The 22,439-nt window shown below is 66.7% G+C and carries 23 protein-coding genes and 1 pseudogene; 10 read left to right on the top strand and 14 right to left on the bottom strand.

Annotated elements, in window-relative coordinates; genetic code table 11:
- Positions 1-132 precede the first annotated feature (132 nt).
- Together DI605_RS07950 and DI605_RS07945 are read right to left on the bottom strand one after the other, a co-directional pair.
- Positions 133-258: pseudogene (locus tag DI605_RS07950) on the bottom strand (S-adenosylmethionine:tRNA ribosyltransferase-isomerase); the annotation flags it as partial.
- Between the two features lie 126 nt (positions 259-384).
- Positions 385-906: a DUF2585 family protein gene (locus tag DI605_RS07945; protein WP_293972561.1), complete on the bottom strand. Its 522-nt coding sequence runs from the start codon at positions 904-906 to the stop codon at positions 385-387.
- A gap of 84 nt (positions 907-990) precedes the next feature.
- Here DI605_RS07945 and gmk point away from each other — a divergent pair, with 84 nt between their 5' ends.
- Both gmk and DI605_RS07935 read left to right on the top strand, forming a co-directional pair.
- A complete protein-coding gene (gene gmk, locus DI605_RS07940) occupies positions 991-1,632 on the top strand; it encodes a guanylate kinase (protein WP_293971650.1) in 642 nt (213 codons plus the stop codon).
- Between the two features lie 38 nt (positions 1,633-1,670).
- Positions 1,671-2,222, top strand: a complete 552-nt coding sequence (locus DI605_RS07935; RefSeq protein ID WP_293971647.1) for a hypothetical protein — start codon at positions 1,671-1,673, stop codon at positions 2,220-2,222.
- 52 nt (positions 2,223-2,274) lie between these two features.
- On the opposite strand, the gene DI605_RS07930 is transcribed toward DI605_RS07935, so the two are convergent.
- The 7 genes from DI605_RS07930 to DI605_RS07900 all read right to left on the bottom strand — a co-directional run bounded on the left by DI605_RS07930 (position 2,275) and on the right by DI605_RS07900 (position 7,458).
- Positions 2,275-3,144: a PEPxxWA-CTERM sorting domain-containing protein gene (locus DI605_RS07930; protein ID WP_293971644.1), complete on the bottom strand. Its 870-nt coding sequence runs from the start codon at positions 3,142-3,144 to the stop codon at positions 2,275-2,277.
- 291 nt (positions 3,145-3,435) lie between these two features.
- Positions 3,436-4,116, bottom strand: coding sequence for an ATP12 family chaperone protein (locus DI605_RS07925; protein WP_293971640.1), 681 nt, complete (start codon positions 4,114-4,116; stop codon positions 3,436-3,438).
- Positions 4,113-4,772, bottom strand: coding sequence for an HAD-IA family hydrolase (locus DI605_RS07920; RefSeq protein WP_293971637.1), 660 nt, complete (start codon positions 4,770-4,772; stop codon positions 4,113-4,115). The genes DI605_RS07925 and DI605_RS07920 overlap by 4 nt, the downstream gene beginning before the upstream one ends.
- The gene (locus tag DI605_RS07915) at positions 4,769-5,368 is read right to left on the bottom strand and encodes an FMN-binding negative transcriptional regulator (RefSeq protein WP_293971634.1); all 600 of its coding nucleotides are present in this window, start codon (positions 5,366-5,368) and stop codon (positions 4,769-4,771) included. The genes DI605_RS07920 and DI605_RS07915 overlap by 4 nt, the downstream gene beginning before the upstream one ends.
- A gap of 54 nt (positions 5,369-5,422) precedes the next feature.
- The gene (locus DI605_RS07910) at positions 5,423-6,538 is read right to left on the bottom strand and encodes an RluA family pseudouridine synthase (RefSeq protein WP_293971631.1); all 1,116 of its coding nucleotides are present in this window, start codon (positions 6,536-6,538) and stop codon (positions 5,423-5,425) included.
- The gene (gene crcB, locus DI605_RS07905) at positions 6,535-6,915 is read right to left on the bottom strand and encodes a fluoride efflux transporter CrcB (protein WP_293971628.1); all 381 of its coding nucleotides are present in this window, start codon (positions 6,913-6,915) and stop codon (positions 6,535-6,537) included. The genes DI605_RS07910 and crcB overlap by 4 nt, the downstream gene beginning before the upstream one ends.
- Before the next feature lie 147 nt (positions 6,916-7,062).
- Complete coding sequence (locus DI605_RS07900; RefSeq protein WP_293971625.1) at positions 7,063-7,458, bottom strand: MAPEG family protein; 396 nt, start codon at positions 7,456-7,458, stop codon at positions 7,063-7,065.
- A 136-nt stretch (positions 7,459-7,594) separates the two neighbouring features.
- Between DI605_RS07900 and DI605_RS07895 the strand changes: the two genes are divergently transcribed.
- The 6 genes from DI605_RS07895 (at position 7,595) to DI605_RS07870 (ending at position 13,263) form a co-directional block, all read left to right on the top strand.
- Positions 7,595-8,794 (top strand): MBL fold metallo-hydrolase, encoded by a 1,200-nt coding sequence (locus DI605_RS07895; protein WP_293971622.1) that lies wholly within the window; start codon positions 7,595-7,597, stop codon positions 8,792-8,794.
- A gap of 179 nt (positions 8,795-8,973) precedes the next feature.
- Complete coding sequence (locus tag DI605_RS07890; RefSeq protein WP_293971619.1) at positions 8,974-9,255, top strand: septum formation initiator family protein; 282 nt, start codon at positions 8,974-8,976, stop codon at positions 9,253-9,255.
- A 215-nt stretch (positions 9,256-9,470) separates the two neighbouring features.
- Positions 9,471-10,565: a pyruvate dehydrogenase (acetyl-transferring) E1 component subunit alpha gene (gene pdhA, locus DI605_RS07885; protein WP_293971616.1), complete on the top strand. Its 1,095-nt coding sequence runs from the start codon at positions 9,471-9,473 to the stop codon at positions 10,563-10,565.
- A gap of 12 nt (positions 10,566-10,577) precedes the next feature.
- Positions 10,578-11,966 (top strand): pyruvate dehydrogenase complex E1 component subunit beta, encoded by a 1,389-nt coding sequence (locus tag DI605_RS07880; RefSeq protein WP_293971613.1) that lies wholly within the window; start codon positions 10,578-10,580, stop codon positions 11,964-11,966.
- A gap of 109 nt (positions 11,967-12,075) precedes the next feature.
- Positions 12,076-12,762 carry a squalene/phytoene synthase family protein gene (locus DI605_RS07875; protein ID WP_293971610.1) on the top strand — a complete coding sequence of 229 codons (687 nt, stop codon included), beginning with the start codon at positions 12,076-12,078 and terminating at the stop codon, positions 12,760-12,762.
- A 33-nt stretch (positions 12,763-12,795) separates the two neighbouring features.
- Positions 12,796-13,263, top strand: coding sequence for an EF-hand domain-containing protein (locus DI605_RS07870; protein ID WP_293971607.1), 468 nt, complete (start codon positions 12,796-12,798; stop codon positions 13,261-13,263).
- 69 nt (positions 13,264-13,332) lie between these two features.
- On the opposite strand, the gene rsmA is transcribed toward DI605_RS07870, so the two are convergent.
- The 4 genes from rsmA to DI605_RS07850 all read right to left on the bottom strand — a co-directional run bounded on the left by rsmA (position 13,333) and on the right by DI605_RS07850 (position 18,951).
- Positions 13,333-14,160 carry a 16S rRNA (adenine(1518)-N(6)/adenine(1519)-N(6))-dimethyltransferase RsmA gene (gene rsmA / locus DI605_RS07865; protein ID WP_293971604.1) on the bottom strand — a complete coding sequence of 276 codons (828 nt, stop codon included), beginning with the start codon at positions 14,158-14,160 and terminating at the stop codon, positions 13,333-13,335.
- 74 nt (positions 14,161-14,234) lie between these two features.
- Positions 14,235-15,227: a 4-hydroxythreonine-4-phosphate dehydrogenase PdxA gene (gene pdxA, locus DI605_RS07860; RefSeq protein WP_293971601.1), complete on the bottom strand. Its 993-nt coding sequence runs from the start codon at positions 15,225-15,227 to the stop codon at positions 14,235-14,237.
- A gap of 16 nt (positions 15,228-15,243) precedes the next feature.
- Complete coding sequence (locus DI605_RS07855) at positions 15,244-16,581, bottom strand: peptidylprolyl isomerase (protein ID WP_293971599.1); 1,338 nt, start codon at positions 16,579-16,581, stop codon at positions 15,244-15,246.
- Positions 16,582-16,665: 84 nt separating this feature from the next.
- Positions 16,666-18,951: an LPS assembly protein LptD gene (locus DI605_RS07850; RefSeq protein ID WP_293971596.1), complete on the bottom strand. Its 2,286-nt coding sequence runs from the start codon at positions 18,949-18,951 to the stop codon at positions 16,666-16,668.
- A gap of 179 nt (positions 18,952-19,130) precedes the next feature.
- Between DI605_RS07850 and DI605_RS07845 the strand changes: the two genes are divergently transcribed.
- Positions 19,131-20,609: a leucyl aminopeptidase gene (locus DI605_RS07845; RefSeq protein ID WP_293972559.1), complete on the top strand. Its 1,479-nt coding sequence runs from the start codon at positions 19,131-19,133 to the stop codon at positions 20,607-20,609.
- Between the two features lie 77 nt (positions 20,610-20,686).
- On the opposite strand, the gene DI605_RS07840 is transcribed toward DI605_RS07845, so the two are convergent.
- Positions 20,687-21,187: a PilZ domain-containing protein gene (locus DI605_RS07840; RefSeq protein WP_293971593.1), complete on the bottom strand. Its 501-nt coding sequence runs from the start codon at positions 21,185-21,187 to the stop codon at positions 20,687-20,689.
- A 104-nt stretch (positions 21,188-21,291) separates the two neighbouring features.
- On the opposite strand from DI605_RS07840, the gene DI605_RS07835 reads away from it, so the two are divergent.
- Entirely contained in the window at positions 21,292-22,407 is a 1,116-nt protein-coding gene (locus DI605_RS07835; protein WP_293971590.1) for a nucleoside hydrolase, read from the top strand.
- The last annotated feature ends 32 nt before the right edge of the window (positions 22,408-22,439 follow it).

Here is a 22,439-nt window from a genome sequence, read left to right as displayed (position 1 = left end):
CGCTAACGAACGATCGTTGGCTCGATGTGGATTGGCGACCAAGGCTAAGCGCTCTCCGTTTGATGGGCAGCGGACAACCTCGCGAAAACTCCTTTCGCAAGGCTTTCCTCCCTTTACCTAACAACGGCACTTTCACGGCAGAAGCAGGCTGGCATCGCCGTAAGAGTAGAAACGGTAGTCGTTTTCTATCGCATAAGCGTAAGCTTCTTTCATCCGGTCGAGCCCCATCAGTGCCGACACTAACATGAACAATGCTGACCCACCGCCAACCTACCAAATGGGCGCTCAGCAGGGCCCCGAATCGCAAGGCCGTGAAAGCAGCTTCCCGGCCGGGCGGGAGCGTTTCCTAGTTTACGTTCAATACCTTCGGTGCCGAACGCGATCCTAGACCCGCATCGGCATCAGCACGTTGAGCGTCAGATTGTCGCGGATCACCAGCAGCGTGAGCAATTCGAAGCCGAGGGCGAGGGCGATCGATGCCGCCACGGGCAGTCGCCGCGCCAGCCAGAAGCCGAGCGACATGAAGCCGATGTCGCACAGCGAATTGAGCACGCTATCGCCTTCATAGCCCAGCGCGATCGTCGCGGTGCGATAGCGATCGATCACCATCGGGCTGTTCTCGACGATTTCCCACGCCGCCTCGATCGCCAGCGCGGGCAGATAGCGCAGGCCGACCGGCCAGCGCCGCAGCAGCGCCCAGGCCACGCCATAGAAGATCAGCCCGTGGATCAGGTGGCTCGGTGAGTACCAGTCGGCGATATGCTGGCTGTTCCCCGCATCGATCGCGCCATGCCACAGCGCGACATGGCCGCAGGTGCAGATGGGCGGCCTGCCCATGGCAAGCAGGATAGCGGCCGTGGCGGCGAGGATCAGCAGGGCCGGGACCAGGAAGGGGGAGATCCGCATGTTGCGGCCGCGAATGGCGGGCTTTCGGCGGTCTGGCATCGCATGCCATGTTGACGTGGGCGGCGCGGGGCGACAAGAGCGCGCATGCCTCGTCACGGCCTCGATCATCGCGGCGTCCTCTTCGTCCTTTCCTCGCCGTCGGGCGCGGGCAAATCCACGATCGCGCGGATGCTGCTCGCCAGCGATCCGGATATCGCCATGTCCGTGTCCGTCACCACCCGGCCGCCGCGCCCGGGCGAGGTGGACGGCAAGGACTATCATTTCGTCGACGTGCCCCGCTTCAAGGAGATGGTGGCCGAGGGCGAACTGATCGAATGGGCGCATGTCTTCGACAATCGTTACGGCACACCGGAAAAGCCCGTGCTGGAGATGCTCGCCGCCGGACGGGATGTGCTGTTCGACATAGACTGGCAGGGCGCGCAGCAGCTTTTCCAGAAGGCGGGCGGCGATGTGGTGCGCGTCTTCATCCTGCCGCCTTCCGTGGAGGAGCTGGGCCAGCGTCTCGCCCGGCGGGGCACGGACGATGCGGAGGTGATCGCCGCGCGGATGCAGCGGGCGGCCTCCGAGATCAGCCACTGGGATGGCTATGATTATGTCCTCATCAACGATGATGTGGAGCAATGCTTCCAGGAAGTGCGAACGATCCTGCATGCGGAGCGTTTGCGTCGTTCGCGACAGACCGGCCTGATCGGTTTCGCGCGCAAATTGATGAGCGCGGCGGGCTGAGCTAGCCTTTCGCCTCACAAGCCAGGGAGGCGAAGATCATGATCCGGGTTCTCATCGGTGCCATAGCCGGCGGCTTGGCGATGTTCATCGTGGGCTTTCTCTTCTGGGCCACGCCGCTCAACCGGATCGGCATTTCCAGCGCGACGGAGGCTCAGGGTGCTGCGGTGCAGCTGTCGCTGGCGCAGAATCTTCCCGCGACCGGCTATTATCTGATCCCCAATCCGGAAACGCCGAACGGTGCCGTCCTTTCCGGGCGCGGCCCGACGGCACTTGTCAATTTCAACACGACCGGTTTTTCCTCCGCCGATCCCGGCGCGATGATCGCGGGGTTCGTGCAGGAGGTGATCGTTTCGCTGCTGATCGGGATCAGTCTGTTCGTGGTGGCCGGGCGCGTCACCGATTTCGCATCGCGTGCGCGGCTGGTGGTGGGCTTTTCGGCGGCGGCGGTGCTGATGATCACCACGAGCGATCCGATCTGGATGCATGGCGACTGGCGCTATGCGCTCTACGGCCTTGTCGCCGATCTCGCGATGCTGTGCGCCGCGGGCCTCGTCATCGCGCGCTGGTTCGTGCCCGTGCGCACGGCATAGCGAAAGACCCCGGACAGGGAGGGATCCGGGGCCTTTCACCTTTCGGGGCGTCTCAGAAGGCGACGATGCGCGCCGGCTGCCGCTTCTGCCGGCGAAGCGCGCCGCCGATCGCGCCGAAGCCGACGATCATCATCGCCCAGGTCGCGGTTTCGGGCACCGCCGACGAGACGGAGACCTGGCTCTGGCCGACGATGATGTCGCCCGAGAGCAGGCCGCCGCTCACCGCGAAATTATCGTAGATGATGTGCAGGGCGTTGGTCGTCAGCGATCGGGTGTTGAGATTGCCGATCGTCTGATCGCCGGTGACCTGTTCGTTGAGGATCACCTTGAGCCCCAGCACATCGATCAGCGTGCGGTTGGCCGCCGAAGAAGCGACGACGGCGGCGTTGATCGGGACCGAGACCAGCAGGCTGCTGAGCGTGAGATTGGCGATGCTGCTGACGCCGGTGAAGTTCGCACCGTCGAAGTTCGTCGTCGAGGTGATAGCCGAGGATCCCAGCGACAAGGCGTTGAGCGATCCCAGGAAGCCGAGATCGACCGCGAGGCCGAGGCCGAGATTGTTGATCGTGGCGCTCGCGCTGCCGGTGGGGCTCACCGGGAAGGCCGACTGGGCCGCGGCCGTCATGATGCCGGTGGAGATGTCCTGGCTGAGCGATCCGCCGATCACATTGCCCAGCGACAGGGATTGATTGGCCGCCGCGAACTGATTGCTCACATTATAAGCCGGGGCGGCCGTGCCGCTGGCCGTCCCCGTCGTCACGCCGGCCGAGAGCCCGGCGATGTTGAGCGCGACCTTGAGATCGGTCGCGTTGCTGGAGATGGAGGAAACCGCCCAGGCGGAACCGGTGGTGGCCAGGGCGAAGGCGGCGGTGATGGCGGCGCGCGTGCCGCCGCGTGCGATCGAACCAAAGATATTACGCATACGAACCCCTCATACGTAGACTTGGTTGCTCGTCAGGATCTACCGAATGCAAATCCCGGTTTTTGCGGAAAACCGGAATACATTGAATGAAAGTCCAGATCCCAAGGTAGTATTACTACCTTGTTAACATGCGGCCCAAATAGATTGGTGGTTAACGAATTTGTGTTAACTATAGTATCGGATGGATATGCTTCGACTTCAGTCGAATACGCGGCCGAAACGAAAATATATCGGTGCTATGCGCGCCGAAAATAGGCCGGTTTTTAAGGATTGAGGCGCAGAGAGCGCGCGTCAGCCCAGCAGGTAGAGGAAGCGCGCGGCGGCGACGAAATCGATGCGCCGCGCCTCGCGCGTCTGGGCGGCCAGGGCATCCTCGCCCCACATGCGCGCCTGCCAGAGTTCGTCGAGATGCGTCGCGGCGAAGGCCGCTTCGGTATCGATCGCGCGTTCCGCCAGCGCCAGCGCCGCGACGAGCGAACCGCCGATCGTGATGAGCTTCGACAAAGCGGCGAGCGCGAAGGGCGATTGCGCCGAAAGCGCCTCCACCAGACGGGTCACGGTCGCGGCGGGCTGAGCGACGTGAAGGATGCCGCTCGCCAGCGCGAAATGCACGTCATAACGGCGGCGCGCCCAATCGAGCAGCGGATCCCACGACAGGGCCTCCTCCTCCACCAGTTCGGATGGGCCATCGGCGCGATAGCAGAGCAGGTCCGTCTCGGCATAAGCGGCCAGCGGCGCCACGAAGGCGGCGATATCGGGCGTGACGATATCAATCGCGGCATTGGCGATGCCGGTGAACGGCATGGCGCGCGGATCGATCACCTCGCCCTGCCCGCGCCATTCCTCCGCGATCGCCGCCGCCAGCGCGGGGGAGGGAAGGGCCAGCACGGCGCGTGCGGGGGTCTTCACGCCCCGGCCATCCAGAAGGAGCGCGCCGTCCACGATCGAGACGTCCTTGTAGAAGCGCTTCACGGCAGCGCTTCGAGCAGGGCGATCAACTGTGACGCGTGCGTGGCGACCACGTCCGCGCCGGCCTCACGCAGCAGATCGGCCGAATGATAGCCCCACGCCACGCCGATCGCGGCGACGCCGGCGGCCTTGGCCATTTCCATGTCGTAGCTGGTATCACCGATCATCGCGGTCGTCCCCGGCCCGGCGCCGGCATCGGCCATGGCCTGCCACAGCATCGAGGGATGTGGCTTGGAAGGATGGCGATCGGCCGTCTGCAATGTCACGAAGCGCGGATGCAGGCCATGCTTTTCCAGCACATGGCCCAGACCGCGATCGGATTTGCCCGTCGCCACGCCCAGCAGCCAGCCGCGCGCCTCCAGCCCCTCGATCGCCTCGTATATGCCTTCGTACAGCGGCTCATCGGCCAGACCCTGCCGGCGCAATCCGGCGAAGTTCGTCTTGTAGGCGGTGCCGAGCGCCTCATGCTCGTCGGCCGAGCCCTCGGGATGGAGCACGGCCATCGCCTGCGTCACCGAAAGGCCGATGATCGATCGCGACGCATCCCGCCCCGGCGCCGCCATGCCATGGCCGGCAAAGGCGAGCTCGATCGCGGTGCAGATCACGGCCTGCGAATCCACGAGCGTCCCGTCGCAATCGAAAACGGCGAGGCGGTTCATCGGGCGGTCTCCATTTCCGCAGCCAGCGCGTGCCGGCCCAGCGCGCGTAGCCCGGCGATCGCCCCGGCCGCCTCCGCCGCGCTCTTGTTCTGGCCCAGCTTCGCCGTGCCGCGAATGGTGGCGGCCTCGATGGCGAAGCCGGTGATGGCCCTCGTCATCGCGCCGAAGCGGGCCGGGGCCATCTTCTCGCGCGTCCACGCTGTCTTGGGCGCCAGAAGCGCTTCCTGCGTGGCGCTGAGGCGATCGAGCTGATCGATCAGCCCCGCCTCGTCCAGCCTCCGCGCGACGCCTTCGATCTCCACCAGCCGATAATTCCAGGTGGGAACCTGATCGGCGGTGCCATACCAGTCAGGGCTGATATAGCCATGCTCGCCCAGGATCGTGGCGAGCACCGGGCCGCCATCCAGATGCGGCACGACCGGATTGGCGCGGGCGAGATGGAAGGCGGGATTGCCCTCTGCATCGAAGACGAGCGGAGCCTGCGCCGTCATAACGCGGCCTTCCACCACGATCGCGATGATCGCGAAGGAGGCATTCGAGATGAAGGCGCGCAGCGCCGGATCGTCGATCCAGCGGAAGGCGGGGTTGGGGTGCATCGGCCGTGCCTCAGGCTATCCGCTGAAACGGGTTCGGCAGGCCGGCAAGGCGGCTCACCGCCCGCTCCCGCGCGACCGCCTCTCGCCCTTGCGTTCCTTGCGGCGGGTCTTGGCGGCGGCGCTGACGGCCTTCTTCTTGCCTTCGGCCGTATCGCTGAACTTCGGCTCGTCGATCGGCAGCGCGTCGCCCAGCGACATGTCGAAGCCCAGATGCTGGAGGCTTTCGAGAAAATGCTTCGGCGGTTCGGCCGTCACGTCCAGCTTGCCGCCATCGGGATGATCGATGCGGATGCGGCGCGCATGCAGGTGCAGCTTGCGGCTGACTCCGCCGGTGAGGAAGGCATCCTGCCCACCATATTTGCCGTCGCCCACGATCGGGTGGCCGATCGCGGCCATATGGACGCGCAACTGATGCGTGCGGCCGGTGAAGGGCTGCAATTCCACCCAGGCGGCGGCATTGCCGGCGCGCTCGACGACGCGATAGCGCGTGCGGGAAGGCAGGCCCTCCTTCTCGTCGACATACATCTTCTCGCCGCCCGTGCCCGGCTGCTTGCCGATGGGAAGCTCGATCATGCCATCCTCGATCGAGGGCACGCCTACGATCAGCGCCCAGTAGAGCTTCTTGGCGGTGCGGCTGGAAAAAGCCTTGGCGAAATGCGCGGCGGAGCCGGCCGAGCGCGCCAGCAGCAGCGCGCCGCTCGTATCCTTGTCGAGCCGGTGGACCAGCTTGGGCCGGCCCTCCGCCTCGAAGCGCAGCCCATCGAGCAGGCCATCGACATGGCGATCCGTCTTGGTGCCGCCCTGCGTGGCGAGGCCGGGCGGCTTGTCGATCACGATCGCCGCGCGATCCTTGTGGAGGACGAAGCTCTGGATGAATTCCAGATCCTCTGGCGGAAGCGGCGGGCGCTCATTCTTCGCGCGTGGGGCCGGCGCGGGGGCGGCCTCCAGCGGCGGCACGCGCAGCACCTGGCCCGCCTCGATCCGGTCGCCTGGCGCGATCCGCTTGCCATCCAGCCGCAACTGGCCGGTGCGCGCCCAGCGCGAGACGATGTTGAAGCTCGCATCCGGCATGTGCCGCTTGAACCAGCGATCCAGCCGGATGCCGTGATCGTCCTCCGCGATCGTGAAGCTGCGCGCCTCGCCGGCGGGCAGGGCCGCCTCGCCGCTCACGCCATGCCCCGCGTAAGGAGCAGGCCCACGAACAGCATCAGCACCGATCCCGCCACCGACGATACGGCATAGGCCGCCGCCTGCACATGCTGGCCGCGGATCAGCATGTTCGCCGTTTCCAGGCTGAAGGCCGAAAAGGTGGTGAAGCCGCCCAGCACGCCCACGCCCAGGAACAGGCGCAGCGGCTCGCCCTGGAGCGCCGGGCCCTTGGCGAGCGTGCCCGCAAGGATGCCCATGAGGAAGCCGCCCAGCAGATTGATCATCCACGTGCCCCACGGGAATTGCGGCCCGAGATTGCGGAGCGCGACATTGCCGATGTGGAAGCGGAAGCCGGCGCCGATGGCGCCGCCGATCATGACGAGGAGCAGGGGAGGCATCGGCCATCGTCTAGAGCCTGATCGCCCGAAGTGGAAGCGCCCGGCACGTTCGCTTCCGAATTGTATCCGGCGGCGTGATTTCGGGCATGGCGCCGCGCGATCAAGGCTCCGCGCGATCGATGCCCCCATCGCGCCCCGGCGAGGCTATCAGCCGATGAGGAGCGCCCAGAGAATCAGCACGAGCCCCAGCACGGAGGCCATCCACACCAGCGAGCGGACGACCGGGATGCCCGCCGCATAAAGCGGCACATAGAGGACACGGCCGCCGAAATAGAGGCTCGCGCCGATTTCCGTGAGCGTGCCCAGCCGGTTCGCATAAGCCGCGCCCAGCAGCGCGCCGATGAAAAGCGGCAGCGTTTCGAACAGATTGTGCTGCGCGCGCAGCAGCCGGCCGGCCAGCGCGTTGAGCGGCGGCATTTCGGCATCACGCGCGCCCATATTCCATTTGGTGCCATATTGCTGCGTGCGCGCCTGCGCCGTCAGCATGATCTGGACAAGCGCGAGCAGGATGGTCGCGCCCAGCAACGTCATTTCGATCCGCATCGCATCTCTCCCGCCGCATCGGGTGATTCCGTTCTGCTATCGTAACGATACACCGGCTGTGTTAGGTATGCAATACGCTATCATGCGACGTTCGGCCGCTGGACAAAGCGCGAAATCCCGCCGATGCGCCTGCGTGATGACCGATCAGCCTCGCACATCGCGGACATGGTTGCGCCGGCTGGGCACCATCCTGCTGTGGATGCTGATCCTGGCCCTGCTGGCGCCGGTGGTGGTGCCGCCCTTCCTCGACCGCATTTATTATCGCGGACCCGTGACCGATCATTTCGACGGCGCGCATTTCTTCAATCCCGATGGCGAATTCGGCACGGGGGGCACGCAGAAGCGTGTTCCGGCCGTGATGCTGGCCCGCTTCCTCACCGGTCAGGATCGCAGCGCGTGGCCCGATCATGTCGCGATCAGGCCCGGCTATCCCGCTGCCGAGGGCACCGCCTGCCCGAACGGGCGCGTGGTGGAGAGCTGGGCGCGCTGCGTGGCGAAGGTGGATCCCCGGCGGATGTTCGTCACCTGGATCGGCCATGCCACCGTGCTGGTGCAGGCGGGCGGCATCAATATCCTGACCGATCCGATCTATGCCGCGAAATCCGGCCCATGGGGCGTGACGGGCCCTTCACGGGTGCGTGATCCAGGCATCCGTTTCGAGGATCTGCCGAAGATCGATCTCGTTCTGGTCAGCCACGATCATTACGATCACATGGATCTGGCGACGTTGCGGCGGCTGTGGGAGCGGGATCATCCGCTGATCGTGACGAGCCTGGGCAATGATACGGTGATCGCGCAATCCGGGGCGAAGGCGATCGCGAGGGATTGGGGGCAGCGCGTGGCGGTGAGGCCCGCCCGAACGCTGGCCGACGGGAGTGTGGTCGGCCCCATCGAGGTCATCGTCGAGCGCGTCCATCACTGGGGCTCGCGCTGGATGAGCGATCGCAACCGCGCGCTCTGGTCCGGTTTCACCGTCACCTTGCCGGGCGGCAATCTCTTCTTTGCCGGCGATACGGGGTGGGGCGATGGCAGCTGGCCCGCGCAGGCGGCGCATGACGGGCCCTATCGGCTCGCGATCCTGCCGATCGGCGCGTATCAGCCGCGCGAACTGATGTCCGGCAACCATATCGGCCCGGTGGAGGCGGTCGCGGCGTTCCGCGCGCTGGGCGCAGGCCATGCGCTCGCTATCCACTGGGGCACGTTCCGTCTGGCTGGCGAGGGCGTGGACGAGCCGCCGGCCCTGCTCGCCAGAACATTGGCGGAAAAGGGAATCGCGCCCGATCGTTTCCGCGCGCTGGAAGTGGGGCGGAACTGGGAAATTCCCCAGCTGTGGTGACTCCGAGGTCGGGCAGGCGACACGCCCCGATCCGCCGCCGAAACGATCCGCCACGCCGGATTTCGGCATCCACAGGAATAAGCGCACTTCCGATTCCTTGCGCACCATTTCGCTTGAACGCTTGAGTCGATTGTGATTCTGTCTTTTTTCGAATGTCGCGTCGCTCCGCCCTTTCCCTGATGAAGTCCGCCGCGCTGCCGGCCCTGGCGCTGTTCGTCATCGCGCATTTTGCGGGCTTCGCGGTTTTCGGCGAAAACGGGCTGCTGCAACTGGCCGGCTATCGCCGCCAGACAGCCGAACATCTCGCCACGCTGGAAAGGCTGAAGGCGGAGCGGGACCGGCTGCAGCATCACGCCAATCTGCTCGATCCGCGCCACGTGGATCCCGATTATGCGGATGAGCTGGTCCGCCGCCAGACCGGACAGGTCCGGCCCGACGAAGTGATCATCACGCGCAACTGAGTGCCAATTTCGGCATCATGGTTGCATTTTTGTAAATCGCAGGGCCGCGGTGGAGCCATCAGCCGCTCTTTGCCGCGAGGAATCCGCGATCCTGCGGAAACGGCTGGGAAACAGACGAACTTCGCCGGAAAAGGGATCTGAAGAGGTCATTGCCGTCCAGCGGTGGCAGCGCTTATACGGGCGCACCATCGTCCCCCCGACAGGAGCCGCTATCCTTGGCGAAGGCAGCAACACCACGAAGCCCGCGCGCGAAGGCCGCCGCGCCCGCAGCAACCGCGACCAAGGTCGCCACGCCCGCCGGCATCGGCAATCGCGAACGCCCCGATGAACCCAAGCCTTATGCCGCCTCCAAGGAGGAAATGCTTGAATTCTATCGGCAAATGCTTCTCATTCGCCGCTTCGAGGAAAAGGCGGGCCAGCTTTATGGTCTCGGCCTGATCGGCGGTTTCTGCCACCTCTACATCGGCCAGGAGGCTGTCGCTGTAGGACTTCAGTCCGCCTTGACGGTGGGCCGCGATTCGGTGGTAACCGGTTACCGTGACCATGGCCACATGCTGGCTTACGGCATCGATCCCAACGTCATCATGGCCGAACTCACCGGCCGAGCCGCCGGCATCTCCCGCGGCAAGGGCGGATCGATGCACATGTTCTCGGTCGAGCATGGTTTCTACGGCGGCCACGGCATCGTCGGCGCGCAGGTCTCGATCGGCGCCGGTCTTGGCTTCAAGCACAAATATGCCGAAGATGGGGGCCTCGCGCTCGTCTATTTCGGCGATGGCGCGGCCAATCAGGGCCAGGTCTACGAAAGCTTCAACATGGCGGAGCTGTGGAAGCTCCCCGTGATCTTCGTGATCGAGAACAACCAGTATGCGATGGGCACCTCGGTGAACCGCGCATCGGCCGAGGACCAGCTGTATCGCCGCGGCGAGAGCTTCCGCATCCCGGGTATCCAGGTGGATGGCATGGACGTGCTCGCCGTGCGTGGCGCCGCCGAGGAAGCCAAGGCCTGGGTGCAGGCCGGCAAGGGCCCGATCCTGCTGGAGCTGAAGACCTATCGCTATCGCGGCCACTCCATGTCCGATCCGGCCAAGTATCGCAGCCGCGAAGAAGTGCAGTCGGTGCGGGACAAGAGCGATCCGATCGATCACCTCGCCAAGATCCTGGAAGGTGCCGGCGTTTCCGCCGACGACCTGAAGGCGCTCGACAAGGACATTCGCAAGATCGTCGCGGACAGCGCGGCCTTCGCCGAAGAGAGCCCCGAGCCGGAGCTGTCCGAGCTCTACACCGACGTTCTCGTCGACACCTATTGAGATAGGGTCCAGATGCCGATCGAACTGAAGATGCCCGCCCTTTCTCCCACGATGGAGGAAGGCACGCTCGCCAAATGGCTCGTCAAGGAAGGCGATACCGTCAAGTCCGGCGATGTCCTCGCCGAGATCGAGACCGACAAGGCCACGATGGAATTCGAGGCCGTCGACGAAGGCACTGTCTCCCAGATCCTCGTCGCCGAAGGGACGGACGGGGTGAAGGTGGGCACCGTGATCGCGATGATCGCCGGTGAGGACGAGGATGCCTCCGCCGCGCCCGCACCCAAGGCCGAGGCGCCCAAGGCGGCTGCCCCCGCGCCAGAAGGCGGCGAGGCGCCCAAGCAGATGGAAACCGCCGCGCGCGATCTGGTCGCCGCCGTGGCCGATACGGTGGACGATCCCGAGGTTCCCGAGGGCACCGAACTCGTGAAGACGACGGTGCGCGAGGCGCTGCGTGACGCGATGGCCGAGGAAATGCGCGCCGACGAGCGCATCTTCGTGATGGGTGAGGAAGTCGCCGAATATCAGGGCGCCTACAAGGTGACCCAGGGGCTGTTGCAGGAATTCGGGGCGAAGCGCGTTATCGATACGCCGATCACCGAATATGGCTTTGCCGGCATCGGCACGGGCGCCGCGATGGCGGGCCTCCGGCCGATCGTGGAATTCATGACGTTCAATTTCGCCATGCAGGCGATCGATCACATCATCAATTCGGCGGCCAAGACCAATTACATGTCCGGCGGCCAGATGCGCTGCCCGATCGTGTTCCGTGGTCCGAACGGTTCGGCCGCGCGCGTCGGCGCGCAGCACAGCCAGAATTATGCGCCCTGGTATGCGGCGGTGCCGGGCCTGATCGTGATCGCGCCTTATTCGGCGGCCGATGCGAAGGGCCTGCTGAAGGCGGCGATCCGTTCGAACGATCCGGTCGTCTTCCTCGAGAACGAACTGCTTTACGGCCAGTCGTTCGAGGTGCCGAAGCTTGACGATTATGTTCTGCCGATCGGCAAGGCCCGCGTCGCGAAGGAAGGCAAGGACGTCACGCTCGTCAGCTATTCGATCGGCGTGGGCGTCAGCCTCGAAGCCGCCAAGCAGCTGGCCGAGGTGGGGATCGATGCCGAGGTGATCGATCTGCGCACGATCCGCCCGCTCGACAAGCAGACGGTGCTGAAGAGCCTCGCCAAGACGAATCGCATGGTCGTGGTGGAAGAGGGCTGGCCGACCTGCTCGGTCGCGTCCGAAATCATGGCGATCGCGATGGAAGAGGGTTTCGACGATCTCGACGCCCCCGTGCTTCGCGTCACCAATGTCGATGTGCCGCTGCCTTATGCCGCCAATCTGGAGACGGCGGCGATGATCAAGGTGAGCGACGTCGTCGAGTCGGCCAAGAAGGTCTGCTACAAGTAAGCGGCCGTCCTTCTCAGCGGTGCTGCCGTGAAAGCGGGAGCCCGGGGCTCTGCGGGCGTGGCTCGCGGCTCCGGACTCCTGCATGCACCGGAGCATCGCAGGGGCCGATATGACAGCGAAAATGCCAGCGGGGGGCACTGTCCTCCCGCCCCTTGCCGATCCCGAGCGCGCGCTGGCCGTGACCTATGCGCCCGCGTCTCTCCGCCCCGGCCTCGCCGCGATTTTCGCGCTGGACGAGCGGCTGGGAAACATCGTCGGCACCACCACAGAACCAATGATCGGCCTGATGCGCCTCGCCTGGTGGCGGGAGGCGCTGGAGCGGCTGGATCGCGAAGCGGCGCCGGCCGAGCCTTTGCTGGCCCTGCTGGCGGAACAGGCGTTGCCACACGGCATCACCGGGCGGATGCTGTCGGACATAGAGGGTGGCTGGGCGGCGCTGATCGATGGCGAGGAGGATGTCGCCGCGCGCCATGGCCGTGAGCGCGGCGCTTCCCTGTTTCTTGCCGCTGCCCGCCTGCTCGGGGCTTCGGACGATCGGCTGGCGCGGGCGGGGGAGGGCTGGGCGCTCGCCGATCTCGCGCATCGCCATTCGGACGAGGCGATTCGGGTGGCGGCGCGCGCGCGCGCGATCGACGCGGCCGGCGAGATCAGGGGCGGCGGATGGTCTCGCCCGTCGCGCCCGCTGGCGGCGCTGGCCGCGCTGGTGCCGCGCGACGCGGCCGATCCGGGGCCACGCAGGCAGGGCGCGCCCGGCCGCCTTGCGCGGATGCTGGTGCGCAGCCTCACCGGACGATAGTCTCGCCCCCGTCACTCCGGGGGGAGACGAGCAATGTGGCGCTATCTGGTGGGCGCGGCGGCGGCACTGCTGCTGGCGGGCGGGGGTGTGTTGATCTGGCGCGGCAATGCCGATGCGCAATCCGGGAGCATCGCACCGCCCCCGGCGGCGCGCGCCTCCGGGGAGGAAGGCGAGGCGACCCCGGAGCCGCCCGTGGCCAGCGAGAAGACCCGCGAGGAGCGTCGCTTCGCCCGTTATGACAGGGACAAGGACGGCGCGGTCGCGCGCGAGGAATATCTCGCTTCGCGGCGCAAGGCCTTCGCCAGGCTGGATGCCAACGGCGATGGCCGGCTGAGCTTCGACGAATGGGCGATCAAGACCACCACCAAATTCGCGACCGCCGATGCCGATCATGATGCGACGCTGACGCCGGTGGAATTCGCCACGACGCGCGTGGTGCGCAAGGCGGCGGCGAGGGTGGTGTGTCCGCCCGCAGGGGCGAAGGAAGAGGAAGAGAGCTGAGCCCTCTTCGCGGGTGATCGTCATCCCGGGTCGCGTTCGGGATGATCGGGGGCGAAGCGAGCGGGCGGCTCAGGCGTCCAGCGTGCGGGCCAGCGCGACGTAATCCGCGACGGCCAGCGTTTCCGCCCGTCGTGTCGGCTCGATGCCCAGCGCCTCCAGCGCCTCCAGCGCGCCGGGCACGCCCTTAAGGCTCTGGCGCAGCATCTTGCGCCGCTGGCCGAAGGCGGCGGCGGTGATCCGCTCCAGCGTCGCCAGCCGGACGCCCTCCGGCGCTTCGGATGGCACGATATGCACCACAGCGGACATCACCTTGGGCGGCGGCACGAAGGCGGCGCGATTGACGGTGAAGGCGATGCGCGGCCTTGATCGCCATTGGGCGAGCACGGCGAGCCGCCCGTAATGATCCGTATCCGGCCTCGCGACGATCCGCTCGGCCACTTCCTTCTGAAACATCAGCGTGAGCGAAGCCCACCACGGCGCCCAATCGGCGGCGCTCAGCCAGCGCACGAGCAGGGGGGTGCCCACATTATAGGGCAGGTTCGCCACGATATGGGCACCGCGCCCGGCGAGCGCGGCCTCATCCTGATCCAGCGCGTCGCCCTCGATCACGGTGAGGCGGCCGTCATAGGCGTTGGTCAGTTCGATCAGCGGAACGAGGCAGCGGCGATCGCGCTCGACCGCCACGACATGCGCGCCCGCGCCCAGCAGCGCGCGCGTCAGACCGCCGGGGCCGGGGCCGACTTCATAGACGGAGGCATCCGCCAGATCGCCCGGAACGCGGGCGATGCGATCCAGCAGCTGGCCGTCGAGCAGGAAATTCTGCCCGAGCGCCTTCTCCGCGCTCAGCCCATATTTCGCGATCACCTCGCGAAGCGGCGGCAGGACCGGCGGGGGCATCACCGCGCCCGCTCCACGCCACCGCTCAGGGCGCGCTCATCCTTCCGATATGTCATCGTCCGCGCGGCTGCCGTTCACGCCGCGCGCAGGCGGTTCGCCGCGCAACTGCCGGCGAGCGCGATCGCCGCGATCATCGCGCCGGGATTGGCGAGATCCTGGCCGGCAATGTCGAAGGCGGTGCCGTGATCGGGGGCTGTACGGATGATCGGCAGCCCCAGCGTGACATTCACGCCTTCATCGAAATGGAGCGTCTTGATCGGGATCAGCGCCTGATCGTGATAGAGACAGAGTGCCGCATCATAGAGGGCGCGGGCGCGGGCATGGAACATCGTATCCGCCGGCATCGGGCCGACAATATCCATGCCGTCCGCGCGCAGCCGCTCCAGCGCCGGCTCGATCACATCGATCTCCTCGCGCCCGATCGCGCCGCCTTCGCCCGCATGCGGATTGAAGCCGGCAATGGCGAGGCGGGGGCGCGCAATCCCGAAATCGCGGATCAGCCCGCGCTCCACCGTCCGCGCGCGCGCCATGATAAGCTCGGCGGAGAGCATCTCCGCCACGTCCTTCAGCGGCATGTGGATCGTGACCGGCACCGTGCGCAGCGTCGGCCCCGCGAGCATCATGGCGACATTGCCGCGCGCCACGCCGCAGCGTTCGGCGATGAATTCGGTCTGGCCGGGATGGGTGAAGCCGATGCTGTAGAGCTGCGCCTTGGCAACCGGGCCGGTGACGACGCCGCCGACCGCGCCCGACCGCGCGAGCCCGACCGCGATTTCCAGCGAATCCAGTGAGCAGCGCGCGCCGGCCGGATTGGGCGCGCCGGGTTCGATCTCGCCCGGATCGTCCACCTGCAGCAGCGGCAGGGCGCCGGCGAAGCAATCATGGGCATCGGCCGGATCCGAGATGCGCTGGATCGGCCCCTGCCAGACGCTTTCGATCGATCGTGCGTCGCCGATCGCGAAAAAGGCGGGAAGCGCGTGCTCATGACGCGCATTCCATGCCTTGGCGACGATTTCGGGGCCGATCCCGGCCGGGTCGCCGATTGCGACCGCCAGCGGCGCCGGCACGCCGCCGGGGATCGGCTCAGCGATAATCGATCACCGCATCGCGCCGCAGATCGCGCAGATAGCGGCGGGCGCGCAGATTCACGCGCTGTTCCTCCATCTGGCTCTGCACCTGATCGAACGTGGGCAATGTCGCGTCCTGCGGCTCGTCGCGTCCGCATACGACGAGCGCGCGGATGATGCCGTCCTGGCTGGAGCCGAAAGGCGGGGTCGCTTCGCCCACGCGCAGGTTGAGCATCACTTCCTGGAGCTGCGGCGGCAGCTCGCGCACGCGCAGATTGTCATTGTCGATCACTTCGCCGCCGACCTTCGCGGCGAGGGCCGCCACGTCGCCGCAGCCGCGCAGCGTCTTCAGCTGATCGGCAAAGGCTGTGATCTTGGGCTGGGCCTGCTCCTTCGAGGAATCGGCGGGGACATGGATCGAAATCTGCTTCAGCGACAGCACGGTATCGCGCATGTCAGTCGTCAGCACCTGGCGCTTGTCGATCAAGGCGATGATCGAGACGCCGCCGGGCACCGCGATCGGATCGCTCACCGCGCTGGGGGGCATCTGTTGCACGGCGGCTGCCAGCGCATCGGGCAGCTGCTCGGCGCGGACCCAGCCGAGATCGCCGCCGACGGCCTTGGTGGAGGCCTCCGAATATTCGTGCGCATAGGCGACGAACGATCCGCCGCGCCGGATCTGATCGACGATGCGATTGGCGTTCGCCATCACCTGCGCCTCGGTGCCGATCGGCGCGCCGAGATAGATTTCGCCGACATGATATTCGGAGGCGCCCTTGGATGCCTTCAGCCGATCGATGACCTGTCGTACTTCGTCATCGCTCACGCTCACGAACGGCTCGACCTGCCGGCCGAGCAGGCGGCGCCAGGCGACCTCGCCCTCGATCTGCCGCTTCATCGAGGCTTCGGACGAGCCCTTTTCCTTCAGGAAAACGGCGAATTCGGCGGGCGTCTTGCGGAACTGGCCGGCCACGCGGAGATAGGTCTGCTGGATCTCGGCCTTTTCCACGGTGATCTTGTTGGCGGCGGCCTCCTGGATTTCCAGCGCCTCGTCGATCAGGTTGCTCAGCACCTGCAGGCGCAGCCGGGCGCGCTCCTCCGCCGAGATATTCTGCTGGCTGGCGGCGAGCACGAGGCCCAGGCGCTGATCGACATCCGTATCCGTGATGATCGCACCGTTGACGATCGCCGTCGCCTTGCGGACAGACGGATCGTTATGCGCGTAGAGCGCGACGTTCGCCGGCAGGTTCAGCGGATCATTGTCCGGCAGCTCGGCCTGCTCCTGCGCCGAAACCGGGCCCATCGCCAGCGGCATCGCACCCGCCATCAGCATGGCCATCATCGCGGCGGCCACGCGCCTTCCTGCACCTGTCACGCTTATCCGTCCGTCCAATTCTCGGGGAAGGCCGCCCATGCACCGGGGCGGCTGAACACCTGCTTAGCGACCGATGTTCTTCAACGCCAGACGCAAGCTGAACGTGCTGCCGCGTCGGCCATCGCCCGTGGGGTCATAATCGCGCTGCCACGTCAGACCGAGCGACAGGCACTCATCCTCATAGGAAAGGCCAAGGCGCTGACGCACCGGCTGATAGCCATCGGAGGTCGACTGGGGATCCTCGCTCTTGCCGGTGAGATCGACGACGGTGGAGCCGAAGACCGACCAGAAACGGGCAAGCTGCACGCGGCCGCCGAGACGGACCTCTTCCCGATCGCGCAGATCCTCGATCGAGGTATCGATATTCCGGTTCAGCCGCAGGTAGCCGACGAGCAGATAGGTGCGGCTGGATCCGATCGTCGCGTCCACCTCGTTGCGGCGGATCGAGAGACTGTCCTTGTCGAGCCGGAAGCGCTCCGTCAGCTCCAGCCACTTGCCATATTTCACGTTCACCCGCCCGACGATGTCGGAGAAGCGATCGGAAAGGCCGGTGCCGGACGGGAGGATCGTGGGCTCGCTGGTGAGCCGGTAGCTCTGGCCGGCGACGGCGCGCACCTCCAGCCGGGGGCGCTGATAATTCCACTCCGCGCCATAGGTGATGCGGCTGCCATCCTCCCACCGATCATAGCCGGCGAAGCGATTCAGCGCGAAGAGGTTGCTATCCTCCAGATCGATCGCGCGGGCATCCTCGTTGGGGATGACGATATTGCGCGTGGCGGGCGAGGTGACGAGCTGCACGCGCGGCGTGATCTGCTGGCTGCCGCCCAGCAGATTGCCGATGAACGGCCAGCGCATATCCACCGCGCCGGCGACGATCGCGCGCCCCTCCCAGCCTTCGCGGCCGCGATAGATGACGGTCGCGGTCTTGTCGTTATCCTGGCTGTGATAGGCGTCGAAGCGGCTATAGGCGGTGAAGGTGATCTGCTGGCCGAGCGGCGTCATCTTGCGCAGATCCCAGCGCGCGCCGGCGAAGGCGCGCTGCGTATCCTGGCCGGAGGTGCGGATCAGAGAGAGGCTGTTGGCCTGCAACTGGATCGTGCCGCCCAGCAGAGGATCGGTGAGGCGGCGGCGATAATCGATCGCGGGCAGGGCGATGGGCTGCTGCCCCTGGCTGTCCACGGCGCCGCCGCTGATCGTGGTGCGTACCGTCTGCACATACCAGCCGGCAATTTCGAGATAGGAATTGGCGTCGATCCGCTGCGCCTGCAGCGTCGATCGCAGGCGATCGTCGCTGTTGATGTTGTAGCGGCGCATGAAGGTGCGGTCCGTTTCCAGCCGCAGCTGGCCGAGCAGCGTCCAGTCCGGGCCGAGCTGGTAGCGGCCATTCGCATCGATGAAGCCGCGAATGCCCTTGTCCTTGTCCATATTCTGGACGTTCACGGCCGCCGGCAGGCGCGATCCATAGGTGACCATGCCGCGCACCTGATAGGCGCCCAGATCGTTCAGCCCGCGATACTGGGCCTCCAGCCCGGGGGCGACCTTTGAATAAAGATGCGGCGTTATGGTGAGATCGCGATTGGGCGCGAGCTGCAGATAATAAGGCAGCGAGAAATCGAGGCCGAGGACCTTCGACACCTCGAAATTGGGCAGCAGAAGCCCCGATCCGCCGCCCTGCTGATTCGATCCGTCGGGATGGCTGAAGCCCGGCAGCCACAGGACCGTGAGGCCCAGCAGGCTGATCCGCGCATCCTTGTAATAGATGCGGTGGCGATCCTCGTCATGGATGATGCGGATCGCCGTGATCTTCCAGGAGGGCTCCTTGGCGCAACCGTCCGATCCCTCGACCGCGCAGGGCGTGTAGGCGGCGCGATCCAGCGTGGTGAGCGGGCCCTTGTTGGTGCCGTGATGCGCGGCGAGGCGACCGCCATTGGCCAGCACGATCAGCAGATTTTCGACGACGCCGTCCTTCATGTCGTCGGACAGGAGGGCGTCGTCGCTATAGGCGGTGTCGCCGCCGGGATTGATGATGGCCACGCTGCCCGTGGCATGGACTTCGCCCGTGCGGCGATTCCACACCACCTTGTCGGCGCGTAGGCGGCTGCCGGCGCGCAGCATGCGCACGTCGCCGGTCGCGGTCACGATATCGTCATTGTCGTTATAGTCGAGCGCGTCGGCGGCGAAGCTCACCTGATCGTCGGTCTCGGTGGCGGGCAGGGTGGAGGCGTCGGGCGGGGGCGGACCCGCTCGATCCTGCAGCACCTGCGCCTGCGCGGGCCAGGCGGCCGAAAGAGCCAGAAGTGCCAGCGGCGCAAGCGCACGTCCCCCGAAACTTCTCGCGCCCCGCTTCATCGGGCGCGCCCTATCGCACGACTCTCCCGCCTGCAATCGGCACGCGACCGATCGGTGTCGATACGTTGCCGGCGGGCGACTCCCGCCTCTTCCGTCATGACCGGAAGGGCGCGCGGGGCTTTGACAGCGCTGGGCGCGTGCCTAGATAAGCCCCTAGCTTCTGAAAGGCCCCCACGTTGATCACCGTTTCCATTTCCGCCGCGCGGCCGGCCGAGCCGCATGTTCTCGTCATTCCGGTCGCGAGCGGGGAAGGGCTGGAGACGCGGCTGCCGGCAGATCTGGCCGCCGCAGGCGCGGTGGCGAAGGCCGCCGCCGCCGCCGCCCGTTTCGAGGGCAAGGCCGGCACGCTCGCGGAATTTTACGCGCCCGAGGGTGAAGCCGTGCGCCGCGTGCTGTTCGTGGGCCTCGCTGGAAGCGCCGATGGCGAGCGCGCGGGCAGCGCCCTGATCGCGCGGCTGCTCGTTTCCGGCGAGACGCGGGTGGCGGTGGATCTCTCTGGCTATCCCGCTGCCGATCGCCCGGCGATCGCGGCCACCATCGCCGAAGGCGCGGTGCTGCGCAGCTGGCGCCACGACATCTATCGCACCAAGCTGCCCGCCAAGCAGCGCCCCACCCTGGAAAAGCTCGTGATCGTCGCGGGCGAGGCGGCTGAGGCCGCGCAAGCCGCGTGGGTCCCGCGCGCCGCCGTGACGGAAGGTGTTGCCTTCACGCGCACGCTCGTCGCGGAGCCCGCCAACATCGTCTATCCCGAGACGTTCGTGGAGCGCGCGGGGGCGCTGGCCGATCTCGGCGTGGAGATCGAGGTGCTGGGCGAGGCGGAGATGCGCGCGGCCGGCATGGGCGCGCTGCTGGGCGTGTCGCAAGGCTCGGATCGCGAGGCGAAGCTGCTCGTGATGCGCTGGGACGGCACGAACGGCGCCGTCGAGAAGCCCACGGCCTTCGTGGGCAAGGGCGTGACCTTCGATACCGGCGGCATCAGCCTGAAGCCGCCCGCCGGCATGGAGGACATGAAGTGGGACATGGGCGGCGCGGGCGCGGTCGCCGGCCTGATGAAGGCCCTGGCGGGGCGCAAGGCGAAGGCGCATGTCGTCGGCATCTGCGGCCTCGTCGAGAATATGCCCGACGGAAAGGCGCAGCGCCCGGGCGATGTCGTCACCTCCATGTCTGGCCAGACGATCGAGGTCATCAACACCGATGCCGAGGGGCGGCTCGTCCTGTGCGACGCGCTGACCTGGGTCCAGCAGCGCTTCAACCCCGGAACGATCGTGGACCTCGCCACGCTGACCGGCGCGATGATCGTGAGCCTCGGCTACGAATATGGCGGCATGTTCGCCAATGACGACGCGCTGGCGGAAGGGCTGACGGCGGCCGGCAAGGCGACGGGCGAGAAATTGTGGCGGATGCCGCTGGGCGATGCCTATGACAAGCTGATCGACTCGCCGATCGCGGACATGAAGAATGTCGGCCCGCGCGAGGGTGGCTCGATCACGGCCGCGCAATTCCTCGCCCGCTACATCAATGATGGAGTCGCCTGGGCGCATCTCGACATTGCCGGCATGGTCTGGTCGTCCAAGCCCGGCACCCTGCACGAAAAGGGCGCGACCGGCTTCGGCGTGCGCCTGCTCGATCGCTTCGTCAGCGATACGCTGGAAAAATAAGGGGGGTCAGCGATGCGCCTTGCCGGCGCATCGCGACGCCGGCCCGCTCTTCCCGTGCGGGAAGGGCGGGAGTCGTCTCAGCCGGTGATGCGCGCGAGCATGATCGAGACAGGCGCGGCCACGGCGATCAGCACCACCGCGAGAGCCGCCATCCACAGACGGCCATGCGCGGGCTGATCCTCCAGCAGGCGCAGCATATCGGCTGTGCGATCGTCCACATCGGGCGTGCGCGGCGCATTCTTCGGATTCTTCCGCGCGAACGGATGGAGCTGCACGACCGGCGATCCCTGAAAGGCCTGGGCGGCATCGTCATTGCTCAATGGCTTGTCGAACTGGCAGCCATATTCGTTGCCGCGCCGCCAGACGATCCGCGCGCGGGTGGCGCCGGCGCCGGCCAGGCCCACCGTGATCTCATCGCCGATCGCGAGATCGGCACGGCATTCGATGCGCATGCCCGTGCTGGAGACATCATGCACCCAGCTATCCTGCGGCTGGCTGTCGCCCGTGCCGCGCAGCGTGCTCGGCTGATCCGCCTGTCGCCGGCTGGCCCGCGGTGTCTCTTGCGCTTGCGTCTTCATCGCCGTCCTCTTCGCTCCGCCCATAGCGCGCAATCCGTTGCCAGAGCGTTGACGGCCGGCCGCCGATCGCGTTCGGTGCCTTATGGGCGGAAATTGGGGGTAATATGAAGCGGTGGATCCTGGCGTGCGCGGCCCTGCTGCTCGCTTTCATGACGGGCGTTGCCGGCGCCGGGGCGGCGGCGCCTGGGGCCGAGCGGCGCAAGATCATCATCGATCAGGATGCGTTCGAGGGGCCGGGGCTCCAGCCGATCCTGATGCTGCTCAACGATCCCTCGGTCGAGGTGCTCGGCATCACCATCGTGAGTGGAGACGGCTGGCAGCCCGAGGAGACGGCGGCCACGCTGCGCATGCTGGAGCTGGTGAAGCGGACGGACATTCCCGTGGTGGCCGGCGCCACCTTCCCACTCGTCAATTCCAAGGAACGGAACAAGCGGCGCGAAGCGCTTTACGGCGCGCTTCCCTACAAGGGCGCGTGGATGGAAAGCTGGCCCGCCTACAATACGATCGCCCGGCGCGAGCCCCACGCGCCGGACGTGATCGCGCCGATGGCGGAAGGCATGCCGACCACCAGGCCCGCGCCCATCAGCGCGGCCGAATTCCTGCTGGCGATGTCGCGCAAATATCCGGGGCAGGTGACGATCATCGCCATGGGGCCGCTGACCAATCTGGCGCTGGCGCAACGGATCGATGACGGTTTCGCCGGGCGGATCCGCGAACTCGTGACGGAGGGCGGCAATTTCGTCGGCCGCGATCTGACGAAGGCGCAGGATGAATTCGCGATGCAGGTGGCGTTCAATCCGCGCATGTCTTTCAATCATTTCTGGGATCCGGAAGCGGCGCACATCGTGTTCACCAGCCCGTGGCCGAAGCTCACGCTTGTCACCGGCGATGCGAGCGACCCCGCCATCGGCACGGCCGCGCTGCTCGCCCGCGCGACGGCGAGCGACCGGCCCACCGCCGCTTATGTGAAGCGCATCGCCCAGCCCAATTATCCGCTGTGGGACGAAGTGCAGGCCGCCGTCTGGCTGGACCCCAAGATCGTCACCGCCAGGGGGCGGCTGGCGATGGATGTCGATCTGATGCCCGGCGCCAATTATGGCGCGCTGCTCACCTGGCCGGCAGGGAAGGGGCCGGGCCTGGGCGAACGCGACGTGGATCTCGTCTATGCCGTGGACGTGCCCCGGGTGGAGGCGATGTTCGTGGATCTGATCGGGCGGTGAGACGGGCGCCCGCCCCGCGCCCCGCCTCGCGA

Source organism: Sphingomonas sp. (assembly GCF_003248515.1).
Classification (GTDB): domain Bacteria; phylum Pseudomonadota; class Alphaproteobacteria; order Sphingomonadales; family Sphingomonadaceae; genus Sphingomonas_I.
Note: the sequence above shows the minus strand (reverse complement) of the source record. Positions and strands in the feature narration are given on the sequence as shown.

Excerpts from the sequence above, each read along its gene's own strand:
- DI605_RS07945 (WP_293972561.1), bottom strand. The coding sequence starts at position 906 with ATGCGGATCTCCCCCTTCCTGGTCCCGGCCCTGCTGATCCTCGCCGCC.
- gmk (WP_293971650.1), top strand. The coding sequence starts at position 991 with ATGCCTCGTCACGGCCTCGATCATCGCGGCGTCCTCTTCGTCCTTTCC.
- DI605_RS07935 (WP_293971647.1), top strand. The coding sequence starts at position 1,671 with ATGATCCGGGTTCTCATCGGTGCCATAGCCGGCGGCTTGGCGATGTTC.
- DI605_RS07930 (WP_293971644.1), bottom strand. The coding sequence starts at position 3,144 with ATGCGTAATATCTTTGGTTCGATCGCACGCGGCGGCACGCGCGCCGCC.
- DI605_RS07920 (WP_293971637.1), bottom strand. The coding sequence starts at position 4,772 with ATGAACCGCCTCGCCGTTTTCGATTGCGACGGGACGCTCGTGGATTCG.
- DI605_RS07915 (WP_293971634.1), bottom strand. The coding sequence starts at position 5,368 with ATGCACCCCAACCCCGCCTTCCGCTGGATCGACGATCCGGCGCTGCGC.
- crcB (WP_293971628.1), bottom strand. The coding sequence starts at position 6,915 with ATGCCTCCCCTGCTCCTCGTCATGATCGGCGGCGCCATCGGCGCCGGC.
- DI605_RS07900 (WP_293971625.1), bottom strand. The coding sequence starts at position 7,458 with ATGCGGATCGAAATGACGTTGCTGGGCGCGACCATCCTGCTCGCGCTT.
- DI605_RS07895 (WP_293971622.1), top strand. The coding sequence starts at position 7,595 with ATGACCGATCAGCCTCGCACATCGCGGACATGGTTGCGCCGGCTGGGC.
- DI605_RS07890 (WP_293971619.1), top strand. The coding sequence starts at position 8,974 with ATGAAGTCCGCCGCGCTGCCGGCCCTGGCGCTGTTCGTCATCGCGCAT.
- DI605_RS07880 (WP_293971613.1), top strand. The coding sequence starts at position 10,578 with ATGCCGATCGAACTGAAGATGCCCGCCCTTTCTCCCACGATGGAGGAA.
- DI605_RS07875 (WP_293971610.1), top strand. The coding sequence starts at position 12,076 with ATGACAGCGAAAATGCCAGCGGGGGGCACTGTCCTCCCGCCCCTTGCC.
- DI605_RS07870 (WP_293971607.1), top strand. The coding sequence starts at position 12,796 with ATGTGGCGCTATCTGGTGGGCGCGGCGGCGGCACTGCTGCTGGCGGGC.
- rsmA (WP_293971604.1), bottom strand. The coding sequence starts at position 14,160 with ATGCCCCCGCCGGTCCTGCCGCCGCTTCGCGAGGTGATCGCGAAATAT.
- DI605_RS07850 (WP_293971596.1), bottom strand. The coding sequence starts at position 18,951 with ATGAAGCGGGGCGCGAGAAGTTTCGGGGGACGTGCGCTTGCGCCGCTG.
- DI605_RS07840 (WP_293971593.1), bottom strand. The coding sequence starts at position 21,187 with ATGAAGACGCAAGCGCAAGAGACACCGCGGGCCAGCCGGCGACAGGCG.
- DI605_RS07835 (WP_293971590.1), top strand. The coding sequence starts at position 21,292 with ATGAAGCGGTGGATCCTGGCGTGCGCGGCCCTGCTGCTCGCTTTCATG.